Here is a 14,937-nt window from a genome sequence, read left to right on the forward strand (position 1 = left end):
CGGGTTCTTACCCGGATCCGCGGACCGTGCCCGTTCCGTAATCGAGGAACCGGCGCCAGTGACCTCCGGAGGAACAATCACGCCCCCGAAGTAAGACACTCCACTTCCCCCGACACCAAAGAGGTATGACTCTTCCACGGCGGTGCCCGGCGGTGACACAATGACGATTGTGGACAACGTCTCTGCCGACGTCGGCGGTGTCGTCAATGATGACGAGTGGTTCCGCCACCTCGGCGATCAGGATCCTGCGGGTTCCGCGGCTCAGCGCACCCTGCACGACATGTTGGTGCGGGCGACCCGGACGCAGGTCTGGCGATTGCGCAGTCAGCTGCCGGGAGCCGGGCCTACGGATCTCGAGGACCTCGCTCAGCAGGCCGCCGATGATGCCCTGCTTGCCGTGCTGCGCAAGCTCGACACGTTCGAGGGACGCAGCAGGTTCAGCACCTGGGTGTACAAGTTCGGCGTCCTGCACGCCGGAGCCGCCGTGCGCCGGCAGGCGTGGCGGCACCGCGAGGTGATGCTCTCCGACTCCCTGCCCGTCGTCGACCACGATCACCTGCCCAGTGAGGTCGCCGAGGGCGATGACCTGGTGCGGGCTGTGAGGCGAGCGATCGAGTCCGCGCTCACGCCCCATCAGCGCAGGATCATGCTCGCGCTGCTCGTCGAGCAGGTGCCCATCGACGTCCTCGCCGAACGGCTCGGCACCACCCGCAATTCCCTGTACAAGACCGTCCACGATGCCCGGCAGCGCCTGCGCCACGCACTCATCGTCACCGGTCACCTCGAGCCGCAGTCCGGCAGGAGAACGTCATGACCGGCATCCCGAGACCCGGCGAGAAGTCCGACGAGCAGTCCCGCGACCTGTCGCGCGACGCGGCGGAGAGGATGCTCGTCGACACCAGCCCCTACCTGTCCTGCGACGACTGCTTCGACCGCCTCGACGAATACGTCGAACAGCGCATCGCCGACCCCGACTACGGGGATGAGCTCATGGAGGTCCACCTCGCCGGATGTGAGGCCTGCGCCGAGGAGGCCCGCACACTGACCGTGCTGCTGAGCTGATACCACAGCTGGTCGGGACAGCGAGTGACCGTGAAAATCCCTCATCTCTGAGAAATATTCGTCCGAGACCTCCCTCCCGGCCAAAGATCCTATAGGATCTTTGAAACACTTCTTCCAGCAGCGGAGATCGTAATGACGCGATTGTTCAATGACCCCCACGACTTCGTCGCGGAGATGCTCCGAGGATTCGCCGCGGCCTCAGCCCGGTGGGTCCGGGCAGCACCTGGCGGAGTCGTGCGTTCCACCCGAGCCGCAGAGCCGACCGTCTCACTCGTCATCGGGGGCGGCAGCGGCCACTTCCCCGCCTTCTCCGGACTCGTCGGTCCTGGACTGGCTCACGGAGCGGCGATGGGCAACGTCTTCGCCTCTCCCTCGACGCAGCAGATCCTCAGCGTCGCCCGCGCCTGCCAGCAGGGCCGGGGAATCCTGTTCAGCTACGGCAATTACGCCGGCGACGTCCTCAACTTCGACCAGGCGCAGGCCATCCTCCGCCGCGAAGGCATCGACGCTCGCACCGTGGTCGTCACCGATGACATTTTCAGCGCAGCGGCGACCGAGGCGGAGAACCGGCGCGGCATCGCCGGTGACCTCACCGTCTTCAAGATCGCCGGAGCCGCGGCAGAGGCCGGAGCCGACCTCGACGAGGTGGAACGCTTGGCTCGCCTGGCCAATGACCGCACCCGATCGATCGGAGTCGCATTCTCAGGGTGCACACTGCCCGGCGCTGCCGAACCCCTGTTCGAGGTGCCTCCCGGACGCATGGCCATCGGCTTGGGCATCCACGGAGAGCCTGGGATCGACGAGATCGACATGCCCACTGCAGGTGAGCTCGCAGAGATCCTCGTCGCTCGGCTTCTCCACGAGGTTCCCGACGGCGCCGGACGTCAGAGCGCGCGGGTCGTCCCGATCCTCAACGGTCTCGGCACCATCAAGTACGAGGAGCTCTATCTGCTCTACGGTCACATCGACACGCTCCTGAGCAGAGCCGGTCTCGAGGTCGTCAGCCCAGAAGTCGGCGAGTTCTGCACCAGCTTCGACATGGCAGGACTTTCCCTGACACTTCTGTGGCTCGACGATGAGCTCGAACCTTTGTGGTCGGCGCCCTGCGACACTGCAGCCTTCCGCCGTGGCAGCATCTCGGGACACAGCGCTGTCGAGCTGTCAGCCGCCGACGAGGACTCGGCCCGGACCACCGCCGAGGCGATTCCCTCAGCGACCCCGGAGTCCCGCGCGCTGGCTGCTCGCATCGCCGAGGCGGTCTGCCTGATCGCGGACACTCTCGACGACGCCGCAGACGAGCTCGGCCGAATCGACCAGATCGCCGGCGACGGAGACCACGGGATCGGAATGCAACGCGGCTCCGAAGCCGCCGCCCGCACTGCCCGGTCGCTCATCGCCGATGGTGCCGGTGCCGGAACCGTCCTCATGCGTGCGGCAGCGGCGTGGAGCGACGCCGGGGGCGGAACCTCGGGAGTGATCTGGGGACGGATCATCTCCGGTCTCGCCACCGCGTGCGAGGATTCGTCGGTCCCCCGTCTGCACGACGTCGCGGAGACCGTGGCGCAGGTGTCGACCGCTGTTCGTGAGTTCGGCGGCGCCGAGGTGGGAGACAAGACCCTCGTCGATGCGCTCGTGCCCTTCGCGGATGCGTTCACGAGCTCGCTCCCCGGCACCGAGGCGACCGATTCGGGAAGTCTCCGCCGCACCCTCGCCGCGGCGACCCGGGAAGGCGCACGGGCCGCCGGCACCGCGGCGGAGGCCACGGCCGACATCGTCGCGAAGAAGGGCCGCTCTCGATCACACGGAGCCAAGAGCCTCGGCACCCCCGACCCCGGAGCCGTCTCCCTCGCACTCATCGCCCGTACTCTTGCCGACTTCCTGACGGAGACCTCGCCACCGCACTCGTCGCACCCTCAACCACAGCATCCGAACGACGGCGCCCGGACGGCCGTCCTCACCTCCCAGGAGAAAACCCTCTCATGAGCCTGACACTCGTCATCGGGTCCGACGACGCCGGATTCGACTACAAAGAAGCGATCAGAACCGACCTTGAATCCGACCCCCGCGTCTCCGAGGTCAAAGACGTCGGCGTCGACGCCGACTCCCACACGAACTATCCGAGCATCGCCACCAGAGCGGCCGAGCTCGTCGCCGGCGGAGAGGCCGATCGCGCCATCCTCATCTGCGGCACCGGCCTCGGCGTCGCCATTGCGGCCAACAAGGTCAGGGGCATCCGCGCCGTCACCGCTCACGACTCCTACAGCGTCGAACGCTCCGTCCTGTCCAACGACGCCCAGATCCTGTGCATGGGCCAGCGCGTCATCGGCAGGGAACTGGCCAGGCGGCTCGTCGACGAATGGCTGGGCTACACGTTCGACCCACGCAGCGCCTCGAACGACAAGGTCGCCGAGATCAGTGCGTACGAATGTCAGTGAACTCGAATTCGAACCCGGATTCGAGCAGTGTCGCAGCACTGCCCCGGTACCTCGTCGGAACGAGCCTGAAGATGTACTTCGGCCATGCCCGCACTCTTGATTGGACGGTCGAGACTGCGGCCACCGCCGGACGGCACCCACTGGTCACGACCGGTGCCGTCGGGCTCTTCCTGATGCCGCAGTTCCCCTCGATCCCCGCCTGCCTCGACGCGGCTGGGCCCATCCTCATCGGCGCCCAGGATCTGGCCGCCGATGATGAGGGACCCTGGACCGGCGAGGTCTCCGGCGCTGTCCTGTCCGAATTGGGCTGTCGGCTCGTCGAAGTCGGGCATGCCGAGCGCCGACGTCATTTCGGGGAGACCGTCGAGGTGGTTCGGGCCAAAGTCCACGCCGCCGTCCGCAATGGCCTCGTCCCTGTCCTGTGTGTGGGAGAGGATGCGGAGACATCCCCGGCCGAGGCCGCCAGGGCTGTTCTCGCCGAGGTGACTTCCGCACTCCCGGACTCGGCACTGGCCGCCGGGGGTCCGCCGGGCCTCGTCATCGCCTACGAACCCATCTGGGCGATCGGTGCTCCACGACCGGCGCGGCCCGAGTACATTGGTCGGGTGTGCTCAATCCTTCGCGACCGTCTGAGATCCCAACTGCCCACGACTGACCTGCGCATCATCTACGGAGGCAGCGCCGGTCCCGGACTGCTCACCGGCATCGGCACCGAGGTCGACGGACTGTTCCTCGGACGCTTCGCCCACGACCCGGCCGCGGTGGCGGCGGTCCTCGACGAGCTCTCCGACCTCATCGGTGATGCGGCATGAGCACGACGACGTCCCCCGAGGACATCACCCGTCTCGGTCTCCGGGACCTCGTCCATGACCGGCTCCTCGAGATCCTCCTCACCGGAGAGATCAGTCCCGGAGAACGCGTGTCCATCGACGGGCTGGCTCGCCGCCTCAACGTCTCACCCACACCGATCCGCGAAGCGCTCGTCGACCTCGAACGCACCGGCCTCGTCGTGCGCGAGGCATTGCGGGGCTACCGCGTGGCTCCCCCATTGGACCGTGAGCAGCTCGCCGAGCTCTGCGAGGCACGAGAGACCGTCGAGGCCCGTGCCGCACGACTCGCCACCCCCGCCGACGCCGGCTTCCTCGCGCAGCTGCGCACACTGCAGGCCGCCCACGAGGAGGCTGGACGACGCGTCGCAACCGCCCGGACATCCGCCGACGCCGAGCGGGACCACCTCATCGCCGACGCCCAGGACTACTTCCACCGGGACCAGGACTTCCACGAGGCGATCCTCGCCCGCTGCGGCAATCGCTACCTCGTGCAGATGTCGCACGGTCTCGGTGCGCAGATCCACCGCCTCAGGCAGACCCTGCCCCATGGGGTGACCGACGTTGACGAGGCCGTTGCCGAGCACCAGGCGATCATCGACGCCTTCGCCTCGGCGGATCCAGACGCACCGGAAGAGGCGATGCGCACCCACATCCGCAACGTTGCAGCGAGAGCCCTCGCTGAGAATGAGGAAGCATGAACGAGATCGCGACCTGCATGCACGGCTTCGCCCCCGTCGACCGCTCCGGCCTGGCGCTCCACGACGCTCCCGCCGAGACCTGGGCGGGAGTTTTCGCCGAAGCCGCCGGACTCGGCTTCTCCGCCATCGAGATCGCCGACAGTCATATCCGTCCTGGCCACCTGGATGTCCGCCGCCTGACCGAGCTCACCGGGGCCGCAGCCTCGGCGGGCGTGCGACCGGTCGCCGTCCATGTCCAGCGCAAGAGCATCATCGACCCCTGCCTCGGTGAGGACAACCTCGCCTATGCCCACGCCACGATCGACGCGGCCGCAGCACTGGGCTGCACGGTGTTCTCCACCGGCCTGCACCAACCGTTCTCCGAGGAGCAGAAGCGGGCCCTGTGGTTCTGGACGACGCCGGGCTGGACCGACCCGGACGACCCAGAGGTGAGGGAACTGGCCGTCACACGGTTCCGCGAGCTCGGCGAGCACGCAGCGTCCGTGGGGCTGCGGATGTCGCTCGAAATGTACGAGGACACCTATCTGGGCACCGCGGACAGTGCGGTGGCCCTGGTCGAGCAGATCGGCCTCGACAACGTCGGCCTCAACCCCGACATCGGCAACCTCATCCGGCTCCACCGTCCCATCGAGGACTGGCGGGAGATGTACGAGAAGACATTGCCCTACGCCAACTATTGGCACATGAAGAACTACCAGCGCGACGAGGCCGGTGACGGCTCCTGGTTCACGTCCCATCCGAGCACCCTGGAGCTCGGACTCATCGACTACCGAGCAGTGGTGAAGCGGTCCGTGGAACTGGGATACACAGGTCCCTATCTCATGGAACAGTACGGTGGAGACAGCCTGGGGGTGTGCGCGATGAACATGCGCTACCTCGAAGGGCTCCTGGGGAGGACGCCGGTGTCCTCGGAGAGTGGTGCACGATGACAGCGTTTCCCGAAGCCAGGACCGCGGTCCTCACCGGCGTCGGCAGCCCTCGCGGGATCGGTCGCCGCACGGCCCACCTCCTCGCCGAGCGAGGGTGGAACCTCGGACTCATGGCCCGCACCGACGAGCAGGCGCAGGATCTGGCGCAGGAGATCAGCGCGAGCTACGGGGTGCAGGCACTCGGTGCCGGTGCCGACGTCACGGTCTCGTCCGAGGTCGCCGAGGTGGCGAGACTGTTCGAAGCCGAACTCCCCCAGATCGTCGGACTGGCGAACTTCGCCGGCGTCTCCTCGGCGGTGCCCTATCTGGAGATCACCGACGAGGAATGGACGCGGGTGCTCACGAACAACCTCACCGCCACCCACATCGTCACTCAGACGTTCGGTCGGATCATGGCCGACGCGGGGGTCGGTCGCATCGTCGGCCTCTCCTCGGTGACCGCCCAGCGCGGAGGGGGCACCTTTTCGAAGACCGCCTACGCTGCCTCGAAGGCCGGGATCATCGGCCTCATCCGCGGTGTCGCGCGGGAGCTCGGACCGTTCGGAGTCTGCGCCAACTCCATCTCTCCCGGTCCCGTCGACACCGACATCATGGGCGGCACTCTCGATGACGGACGCCGAAACGCGATGGCGGCCGACACGGTGCTCGGCCGGATCTCGACGACCGACGATGTCGCCGCGGCCACCGCCTTCCTGCTCAGCGAGGAAGCCGGCCACATCACCGGGCAGACGTTGAGCATCAACGGTGGGCTTCACTTCCACTGACGAGCTGAGCACCGGAACGACTGCGCACGGCGCATCGTCGGCCACCGAACGGATCCGGCATTCTCGAAGGAGAGACATGTCCCAGCACTCCACCATGTTCATCGGACTCGGCGCCATCGGGCTGCCCATGGCCCAGCGCCTCCACGAGGCCGGAATCGAGATCACCGGAGTGGATCTCTCGCCCGACTGTCGGCAGCGCGCGCAGGACCTCGGGCTGAAAGCAGAAGCATCACTGGACTCGGCCGGCTCAGCTGCCACGGTCATCGTCATGGTCGCCACCGGCAGCCAGCTCGACGCCGTGCTCCATGGCTCGGCGGGCAGGAGCGACACCGGACTGCTGTCGCGGATGTCCGAGGGCAGCGTGCTCGTGGTGATGAGCACGGTCGGCCCCGCTGCGGTTCGGGCCGCAGCTCAGTCAGCCCGAGAACGGGGAATCGCCTGTCTGGACGTCCCGGTCACCGGCGGAGTGTCGGGAGTGGAGAGCGGGCGCCTGAGACTGCTGGCATCCGGCGATCCGGATGTTCTCGACTCCCGCAGGTACCTGCTCGACGCACTGGGAACGGTCATCGACTGCGGTGCGTCCGTGGGAGACGGGCAGGCGTTCAAAGTGGTCAATCAGCTGCTGTGCTCCGTCCACATCGTGGCCGCCGCGGAGGCGCTGGCTCTGGCGCAGAGGCTCGGCCTCGATCAGCAGCATGTTCTGGCCGCGATGACGGCCGGCGCCGCTGAGTCATGGATGCTCGGCGACCGGGGTCCGCGGATGCTTGAGGGACTCGACGCCGAGGTGCGCAGTGCCATTGGGATCTTCGTCAAGGACACGAGCCTCGTCGCGGCCGAGGCCGCCGATCTCGACATCGAACTCGCTCTCCTGCCGGTGGCAGAGCAGAAGTTCGCCGAGGCGGCGACCGCCGGTCTCCTCGACCGCGACGATTCTCAGGTGATCCGGACCTACCTGACCGAAGGCTGAGGTTCAGGGTCTCCGCCTGCCCCGGAGGTGCGCGGGCCGGACGGACACCGCCTCAGCGGCCCTGCCACTCGTAGGGCGTTTTCGACACGAACGCCTCGACGGCGTTGTGGAAGTCCTGGGAGCCGTAGATGCGCTCGACGATGTCGTGGTCATCTACCTGTCCGCGGGCACCTGAGAGGCGGCGCATCGACTCCTTGACGGACCACATCGTCAGCGGTGCGTGTCCGAGCAGAGTGGTCGTCCAGTCGGCGACTGCCTGATCCACGGCATCCGTGACGAGTCCGACGAACCCGGCTTCCCGTGCCTCCTCGGCCTCGATGAAGCGGGCGCGCAGGAGCATGTCGACGACCCGGGCGCGTCCGAGCAGCTCGCTGAGCAGTGACAGAGTGTCGACGGAGAGGCAGTTGCCCAGCGTGCGGGCGATCGGCACCCCGAACTTCGCCGAGGCGGAGGCGATGCGGATGTCGGTGCACGCCGCGATCCCCAGGCCACCGCCGACGCAGTAGCCCTTGATCGCCGCGATGACGGGAACATTCACCGCACGCAGGCGGGACAGGATGGCGGAGATCTGCTGTTCGTATTCGACTCCGCGTGGCCCGTCGAAGGTGGCGAACTGGCTGATGTCCGTGCCGGCGACGAACGCCTTCTCCCCGCTGCCCTGCAGCACCATGACCCGGATGTCATCGGAGGCATCCGCCCGGTCACAGGCCGCCGCCAAACCGGTGTACATCTCCCAGGTCATCGCGTTGCGGGCATGGGGTCGGTTGAAGGTGACGGTGAGGACGCCGGGAGTCTCCTCGACGAGGAGATCCGAGGTGGTCTCAGTGGTGGTCTCTGTGCTCATGGCTCCGCCTTCGCTCACGCTTGGGATCGCAGTGTCCTGAGTTCGGCTTCGGAGAAGCCGAGGCTCTCGAGTTCGTCATTGTCAGCTCCGAGCACGGGTCCGGCCGGACCGCGACGGGCCGGGGTGCGCGAGAAGCGCATCGGCGATCCGATCTGACGGATCGTTCCGGCGACCGGATGCTCGGAATCCCAGAAGAAGTCCCGCGCCTCCAGGTGGTCGTCGGTGAAGACTTCCCCGTAGTCGCTGATCGGTGCGCAGGGAACCCCGACCTCGTTGAGCAGATCGATGACCTCATCGGTCGTCATCGTCGTGGTCTTGGCCTCGATCAGCTCGATGAGCTCGACACGGTTGTCCAGACGGTCGCGAGATGTCTGGAACCGCGCGTCGTCCAGAAGCCCATCCAGACCCAGAGCCCTGCACAGACTCTGCCAATTGCGAGCGGTGTTGGCCCCGATCGTCGCATATCCGTCCTTGGTGACGACTGCCTGGTAGGGCGCTTGATTCTGGTGAGCGGAGCCGTTGGGCCGGCCGACCTTGCCTTCGACGAAATAGGCCGCGGCCTCCCATACCGCGTAGGACACACCGCTTTCGAGCAGGGAGATGTCGATGTGCTGCCCCTCGCCCGAGCGGCTTCGCTCGACGACAGCCGCGGTGATCGCCAGGGCGACGTACAGAGCTGTGGTGAGGTCGCAGATCGGGACTCCGACTTTGACAGGCGCCCCGTCGGGGTATCCGGTGATGCTCATCAGGCCGCTGCGGGCCTGCGCCATGATGTCGAGTCCGGCCAATGGCGCCAGCGGCCCGTCCTGCCCCCATCCCGAGGCGGATGCGTAGATGATGGTCGGGTTGCGCTCTCGCACGCTCTCGTAGTCCACGCCGAGCCGTTTCATCACTCCCGGCCGCATGTTCTCGACGACGACATCGGCCTTCTCCGCCAGGCGCATGAACGCCTCTCTGCCGAGGACTGTCTTGAGGTCGAGGGTGATGGACTCCTTGTTCCGATTGAGCAGCATGAATGGTGCGCTCTCCCCGTTGACGTGCGGCGCCGTCGATCGCGTCTGGTCGCCGCCCTCCGGGTTCTCGATCTTGATCACCCGCGCCCCGAGATCGGCCAGCTGCATCGTGGCGAAGGGTCCCGCCATGAACACCCCCAGCTCAAGGACGGTGATCCCGGCCAGGGGTCCCGGAGTCGTCGCACCCATAGTTCTCTCCTTCTGATCTCTTCGATCCGAGCAACGTCGACCGTTGCAATGAGACGTGATCCACGTTACAGTCTTCACACTACTGTATACAAAACACTGTGTGAGGAGAAGGATCATTTCCACCGCGCCCCTGACAGCACCGACCAGCCTCGCCACTTACGCCCGGCAGGCGATCGAGCGCGCGATCCTGTCCGGGGACTACCTGCCGGGCGAGCGCCTCATCGAGGAGCGGCTCTGCGATGAGCTCGGGATCTCCCGCCCTCCTCTGCGTGAGGCGCTCAAAGAACTCGCCCACACCGGCATCGTCGAACACGTGCCGCGCAAGGGTGTGCGCGTCATGTCGATCACCCAGCACGACGTCTTCGAGATCGCGACGCTGCGCCGCGAGCTCGAACGGATGGCCATGCAGCTGATGCTGCCTCAGCTGGACGAGGCAAGGGTCCAGCGCTGCCGGGACGCGCTCGTCGCGATGGAGGCGATCGCGGAGAACGGCACCGAGGGTGAGATGGTCTCAGCCGGGTTCGAGTTCCACTTCGCTGTTGTCGGCCTGGCCGGTCACACACGGATCGAGAGCACCTACCGGGCGATGGCGATGCAGCTGCAGCTGTGCATGGCCCTCAACAACAAGGCCCGTCGGCAGGTGGAGGACCTCGCCGGCAACGTCGCCAGGCACACCCGCATGCTCGACGTGATCCTGCGCGGAGATGCGGAGGAGATCGAAGCCGAGTTCGACAGTCACGGCAACCTCTCGTTCCTCGTCGAGGTCGTCGACCAGCTCGGAGGCTCCACCGCCGAATCCACCCACTGGCTCGAGCAGCTGCGGGCATCGCTGCCCAAGTGAACCTGCTCAGGCTGGTCGGAGGCCGATGCACGACCGGCACCATTGCGTGAGAGAGCGAACAAGACCACACGTGAAAAACACTGTCAAAGGAGATAGCGATGAAACATCAGAAAGCACTGCTGGCCTCGGTCGCCGGAGTGAGCGCACTCGGCTTGGCGCTGAGCGGCTGCAGCGGCGGCGGCTCAGAGAGTTCAGGTTCGGAAGAGGGCTTCACCCCCGACAAAGTCACGATGATCGTGCCGTTCGCAGCCGGCGGCGGCAGCGACATCGCCGGGCGTGCCACCGCGTCGGGGCTCGAGCAGGTCACCGACACCACGATCACCGTCCAGAACATCGACGGCGGCTCCGGTGCGGTCGGCTACTCGGAGTTCCTCGGCCGCAACGGTGACCCGAACTACCTCTTGGCCACGGAGACCGCAATGCTCGCCCTCCCCGCGACCCAGGATGTCGAGTTCACCCACAAGAGCTTCACCCCGATCATGAAACTCGGGGACGACTACACCCTCATCGTCGCGAAATCGGACTCGCCGCTCAACACCTGTGAGGACCTCACGGAGAAGGGCAAGAAGGAGCGCACCGTCGTCGCCATCTCCGGCGCCACAGGACTCGACAACATCACCTTCACGCTGATGGAGAAGGCCACCCAGTCCAAGTTCGACCGGGTGCCCTTCGAATCGGGCGCCGAAGTGATCTCCGCAGTCATGGGCGGGCAGGTTGAGGCGATCTCGGTCAATCCCGGCGAGGTCTCCGGTCAGCTCGAGTCCGGCGACCTCAAACCCCTGTGCGCCGCCGCCGAGGAGCGCTACTCCTACCCGGCGCTCAAAGACATCCCGACCGCCAAGGAACAGGGAATCGATGTGGCGTTCGCGCAGTTCCGCGGTGTCATCGCCCCCGGCGACATCCCGGAGGACGCGAAGCAGTACTGGATCGACAAGGCCAAGGAATTCGCCGAGACCGACGCCTACTCGCAGTACATCGAGGACAACATGATGCAGCCGAACACGGCCTACGGTGACGAGTTCGCCACCTACCTCGATCAGAACGACAAAGACCTCAGGGAGGCAGTCGGCAAGTAGCCGACGATCCTCGTCACCCGACCCACCGCACGTCCGCGGTCACGGCATCCCTGCTCGGGCCGCGGACGTGCCCCTCGACACTGGAGAACCATCGCAATGACGACAGACATCCGACCCCGATTGGTTGTGGTCCCCGGAGACTTCTCGGGCATCGGACCAGAACTCATGGTCAGACTGCTCGCCGATTCCGCCAACCGCGCTCGTGCCGATCTTCTCGTGACAGCGACTCCCGATGAGGTGCGCAGGCTGAGCGCGGAGAACTCTGTCGACGTTCCCGCCGAGGTCGCGTGCCTGGGCACGCAGTGGGCAGGAGAATCGATTCCCGTCGGCGTCGTGAGCGAGGAAGCCGGGAAGCGTGCACTCACGGATCTCGGCACCGCCCTCGATCTCTGCGCCGGCGGCGAGGCCGACGGAGTGCTCTTCCTTCCCCTCAACAAGGCAGCGCTGGGGCGGGCGGGAATGAACGAGGAGGACGAGCTGCGGTGGTTCGCCAAGCGACTCGGCCATGAAGGCTTCACCTCGGAGCTCAATTTCATCTCCTCCCTCGTCACCGCACGAGTCACCTCGCATGTGCCGGTCTCGCAGATCGCGCACGGCATCAGAGCCTCCCGCGTGCTCGACACCATCACCCTCCTCGACGAGGTGCTTCGGGAGACGCGGACCGCGTCTCCCCGGATCGCGGTCTGCGCCCTGAACCCGCACGGAGGCGAAGGCGGCAAGTTCGGTCGCGAGGAGATCGAGGACATCGCCCCGGCCGTCGAATTGGCGCAGGCCCGCGGGATCGACGTCGAAGGCCCCTTTCCCTGCGACACTCTCTTCGGCCGCGCGATGGGCGGCGACTACGACGGGGTCGTGACGATGTATCACGACCAGGGACAGATCGCGATGAAACTGCTCGGTTTCGATCAGGGAGTCACTGTCCATGGTGGGCTTCCCATCCCGATCGCCACACCCGCCCATGGCACGGCGCACGAGATCGTCGGCACGGGGCGAGCCGATCTCGGCCCCTCCCAGCACGCCTTCGACCTGGCCGCCAGCATGGCCGCGCATCGCCGGAGCGCACGGGGGCACGCCGCGGCAACCGAAGCGAAGACGCATACCGGCCTCCCCGCCACCGCGAGCGCGGGAGCAGGCAGCCCCGGAGGTGGCAGCCATGAGTCCTGAGGTGATCGAGGAGACCATCCCGCCGAGGAACAGGCCCGAGCTCTCCGACGTCATCGGCACCACGGTCCTCGCGATCATCGGGCTCGCCGCCATGGTTGCCGGCTTCGGTTACGGGATGACGGTCGAGAACGGTCAGGTCGGGCCCGGCTTCCTGCCCGTGGTCACCGGTGGATTCGTCCTCCTCGCCTCCCTGGCCGAGATCGCGAGGCTCTTCCTCGCCCGCACCGGGACCACGGACGGTCGGATCATGCGCACTGTGGGGAATATCGAGGCCACCGCCGCGGAGTCGGTCGGACTTCATGCGAATGCGAGCGAGGAGAGCGCGGAGACGAGCGGACTCGACACCTTCGGGCGCACGGAGAAGCAACGCAATCGCGCACCGTTCCACATCTTCCTCACTTTCGGAGTCGCACTCGCCCTGGTGCCCGTCACCGGCCTGATCATCGCGCTGTCACTAGCTGTCCTCTACGTCCTCGTCGTCATCGAGAAGCGCATCTGGTGGGTTTCGGCGCTCATCACCCTGGGGGCGGCCGCGTTCGTGTACACCGTCTTCGTCCTCGTCCTCTCGATCCCCCTGCCCACGGGCATCCTCGGATTGATCTGAAGGGTCTGAAATGATTGACAATCTTCTGCTCGGTTTCGAAACCGCGGTGTCGCCGGAGAATCTCCTCTGGTGCTTCGTCGGCGTGCTTCTCGGGACCGTGATCGGACTGCTGCCCGGATTGGGATCGACGACGGGTGTGGCGATCCTGCTTCCCGTCACCCTGGCCTTCGAACCCGTCACCGCACTCATCATGCTGGCGGGCATCTACTACGGCTCCCAGTACGGCTCGTCCATCAGCTCGATCCTCATCTCCACTCCCGGCGACTCCTCGAGCGTGGTGCTCACCCTCGACGGCTATCAGATGGCACGGAAGGGACGAGCCGGGGCCGCCCTGGCGATCTCAGCCCTCGCCTCGTTCTTCGCCGCCATCATCTCCCTCATCGGACTCATCGCCCTGGCTGGACCGATCGCCCGGTTCGCCCTCAACTTCGGTCCGGCGGAGAACCTCGCGATCATCCTGCTCGGCATGGCGACGATCGTGTCCTTCGCCGGGGAGAACATCCTGCGCGGCATCACTATGGCCGCCGCGGGCCTGCTCGTCTCGATGGTCGGTGTCGCCTCCGGGTTCTCCACCGCTCGATTCACCTTCGGCAGCGTCAACCTGCTCAGCGGGATCGACTTCGTCGCGATCATGATCGGCATATTCGCCGTCGGCGAGGTGCTCCATCAGATCCGCCGAGGTGGAGAAAAGCCGATCCGTGCCGGTTTCAAGGACCTCATCGTCACGAAGGAAGAACTGGCCCGTTCGCTTCCGGCCGCATCGCGGGGCACCGGCCTCGGGTTCGCCGTCGGAGTGCTGCCGGGCGCTGGTGCCACTCTCGCCACGTTCCTCGCCTACGGCGTGGAGAAACAGGTGAGCAAGTACAGGAAGCTCCTCGGCAAGGGCGCTCCGGAGGGAGTGGCCTCCCCCGAGGCGGCCAACAATGCCGCTGCGAATGCCAGTTTCATCCCGACGCTGGCCTTGGGAATCCCCGGCAGCGGCACCACCGCCGTCCTTCTCGGTGCGTTCATCATCTTCGGTCTGCAACCCGGACCGCTGCTGTTCTCGCAGGAACCGGATCTCGTGTGGGGTCTGCTCGTCAGCTTCTTCTTCGGCAACCTCATCCTGCTCGCGCTCAATCTTCCGCTGGCTCCGGTCTTCGCCCAGATCCTCCGGATCCCCTACCCCTACCTCTATCCGATCGTCCTGTTCACCAGCCTCGTCGGGGCGTTCGCCTTGGGCAACAACTCATTCACGCTGTGGGTCGTGTTCTTCTCCGGCCTCCTGGGCTACTTCATGAAGCGCTTCGACTTCCCGGCCGCCCCGTTCGTCCTCGGCCTCGTGCTCGGTCCGCTGTTGGAGAAGTACCTCGTGCAGACGTCAGCTTTGGGTGAGGGAAGTCTGCTCATCATGTTCCAGCAGCCGATCTCGGCCGTCCTCACCGTGGCTGCGATCATTGCGATGGGCTACCCCCTGGTCGCCGCCGTCATCCGCAATCTCAAAGTGCGCAGGCAGGGGAAGGTCGCGGTCGATTCCTGACT

Annotated in this window: 16 protein-coding genes; 14 read left to right on the forward strand and 2 right to left on the reverse strand. The window is 66.3% G+C overall.

Annotated elements, in window-relative coordinates; genetic code table 11:
* Window positions 1–160 precede the first annotated feature (160 nt).
* From RIT73_RS13410 to RIT73_RS13450, 9 genes are all read left to right on the forward strand, one after another.
* Window positions 161–814: a sigma-70 family RNA polymerase sigma factor gene (locus RIT73_RS13410; protein WP_309132587.1), complete on the forward strand. Its 654-nt coding sequence runs from the start codon at window positions 161–163 to the stop codon at window positions 812–814.
* The gene (locus tag RIT73_RS13415) at window positions 811–1,062 is read left to right on the forward strand and encodes a hypothetical protein (RefSeq protein WP_309132588.1); all 252 of its coding nucleotides are present in this window, start codon (window positions 811–813) and stop codon (window positions 1,060–1,062) included. Before RIT73_RS13410 ends, RIT73_RS13415 begins: the two co-directional genes overlap by 4 nt.
* 132 nt (window positions 1,063–1,194) lie before the next feature.
* Window positions 1,195–3,045, forward strand: coding sequence for a dihydroxyacetone kinase family protein (locus RIT73_RS13420; RefSeq protein WP_309132589.1), 1,851 nt, complete (start codon window positions 1,195–1,197; stop codon window positions 3,043–3,045).
* Window positions 3,042–3,497: a ribose-5-phosphate isomerase gene (locus RIT73_RS13425; RefSeq protein WP_309132590.1), complete on the forward strand. Its 456-nt coding sequence runs from the start codon at window positions 3,042–3,044 to the stop codon at window positions 3,495–3,497. Before RIT73_RS13420 ends, RIT73_RS13425 begins: the two co-directional genes overlap by 4 nt.
* Entirely contained in the window at window positions 3,488–4,309 is an 822-nt protein-coding gene (locus tag RIT73_RS13430) for a triose-phosphate isomerase family protein (RefSeq protein ID WP_375295011.1), read from the forward strand. Before RIT73_RS13425 ends, RIT73_RS13430 begins: the two co-directional genes overlap by 10 nt.
* Complete coding sequence (locus tag RIT73_RS13435; protein WP_309132592.1) at window positions 4,306–5,025, forward strand: GntR family transcriptional regulator; 720 nt, start codon at window positions 4,306–4,308, stop codon at window positions 5,023–5,025. The genes RIT73_RS13430 and RIT73_RS13435 overlap by 4 nt, the downstream gene beginning before the upstream one ends.
* Window positions 5,022–5,954 carry a TIM barrel protein gene (locus tag RIT73_RS13440; RefSeq protein ID WP_309132593.1) on the forward strand — a complete coding sequence of 311 codons (933 nt, stop codon included), beginning with the start codon at window positions 5,022–5,024 and terminating at the stop codon, window positions 5,952–5,954. Before RIT73_RS13435 ends, RIT73_RS13440 begins: the two co-directional genes overlap by 4 nt.
* Window positions 5,951–6,718 carry an SDR family oxidoreductase gene (locus RIT73_RS13445; protein WP_309132594.1) on the forward strand — a complete coding sequence of 256 codons (768 nt, stop codon included), beginning with the start codon at window positions 5,951–5,953 and terminating at the stop codon, window positions 6,716–6,718. Before RIT73_RS13440 ends, RIT73_RS13445 begins: the two co-directional genes overlap by 4 nt.
* Window positions 6,699–7,685: an NAD(P)-dependent oxidoreductase gene (locus RIT73_RS13450; RefSeq protein ID WP_375295012.1), complete on the forward strand. Its 987-nt coding sequence runs from the start codon at window positions 6,699–6,701 to the stop codon at window positions 7,683–7,685. Before RIT73_RS13445 ends, RIT73_RS13450 begins: the two co-directional genes overlap by 20 nt.
* Before the next feature lie 52 nt (window positions 7,686–7,737).
* On the opposite strand, the gene RIT73_RS13455 is transcribed toward RIT73_RS13450, so the two are convergent.
* Window positions 7,738–8,529 carry an enoyl-CoA hydratase gene (locus tag RIT73_RS13455; protein ID WP_309132596.1) on the reverse strand — a complete coding sequence of 264 codons (792 nt, stop codon included), beginning with the start codon at window positions 8,527–8,529 and terminating at the stop codon, window positions 7,738–7,740.
* Between the two features lie 14 nt (window positions 8,530–8,543).
* Complete coding sequence (locus RIT73_RS13460; protein WP_309132597.1) at window positions 8,544–9,731, reverse strand: CoA transferase; 1,188 nt, start codon at window positions 9,729–9,731, stop codon at window positions 8,544–8,546.
* A 100-nt stretch (window positions 9,732–9,831) separates the two neighbouring features.
* Between RIT73_RS13460 and RIT73_RS13465 the strand changes: the two genes are divergently transcribed.
* From RIT73_RS13465 to RIT73_RS13485, 5 genes are all read left to right on the forward strand, one after another.
* Window positions 9,832–10,572 (forward strand): GntR family transcriptional regulator, encoded by a 741-nt coding sequence (locus tag RIT73_RS13465; protein ID WP_309132598.1) that lies wholly within the window; start codon window positions 9,832–9,834, stop codon window positions 10,570–10,572.
* Between the two features lie 98 nt (window positions 10,573–10,670).
* Window positions 10,671–11,648, forward strand: a complete 978-nt coding sequence (locus RIT73_RS13470) for a tripartite tricarboxylate transporter substrate binding protein (protein ID WP_309132599.1) — start codon at window positions 10,671–10,673, stop codon at window positions 11,646–11,648.
* A gap of 96 nt (window positions 11,649–11,744) precedes the next feature.
* A complete protein-coding gene (locus RIT73_RS13475; protein ID WP_309132600.1) occupies window positions 11,745–12,812 on the forward strand; it encodes a 4-hydroxythreonine-4-phosphate dehydrogenase PdxA in 1,068 nt (355 codons plus the stop codon).
* Complete coding sequence (locus RIT73_RS13480; protein WP_309132601.1) at window positions 12,802–13,416, forward strand: tripartite tricarboxylate transporter TctB family protein; 615 nt, start codon at window positions 12,802–12,804, stop codon at window positions 13,414–13,416. The genes RIT73_RS13475 and RIT73_RS13480 overlap by 11 nt, the downstream gene beginning before the upstream one ends.
* Before the next feature lie 10 nt (window positions 13,417–13,426).
* Window positions 13,427–14,935 (forward strand): tripartite tricarboxylate transporter permease, encoded by a 1,509-nt coding sequence (locus tag RIT73_RS13485; protein ID WP_309132602.1) that lies wholly within the window; start codon window positions 13,427–13,429, stop codon window positions 14,933–14,935.
* Window positions 14,936–14,937 lie beyond the last annotated feature (2 nt).

The organism is Brevibacterium sp., assembly GCF_031179145.1.
In the GTDB taxonomy this organism is placed as follows: domain Bacteria; phylum Actinomycetota; class Actinomycetes; order Actinomycetales; family Brevibacteriaceae; genus Brevibacterium.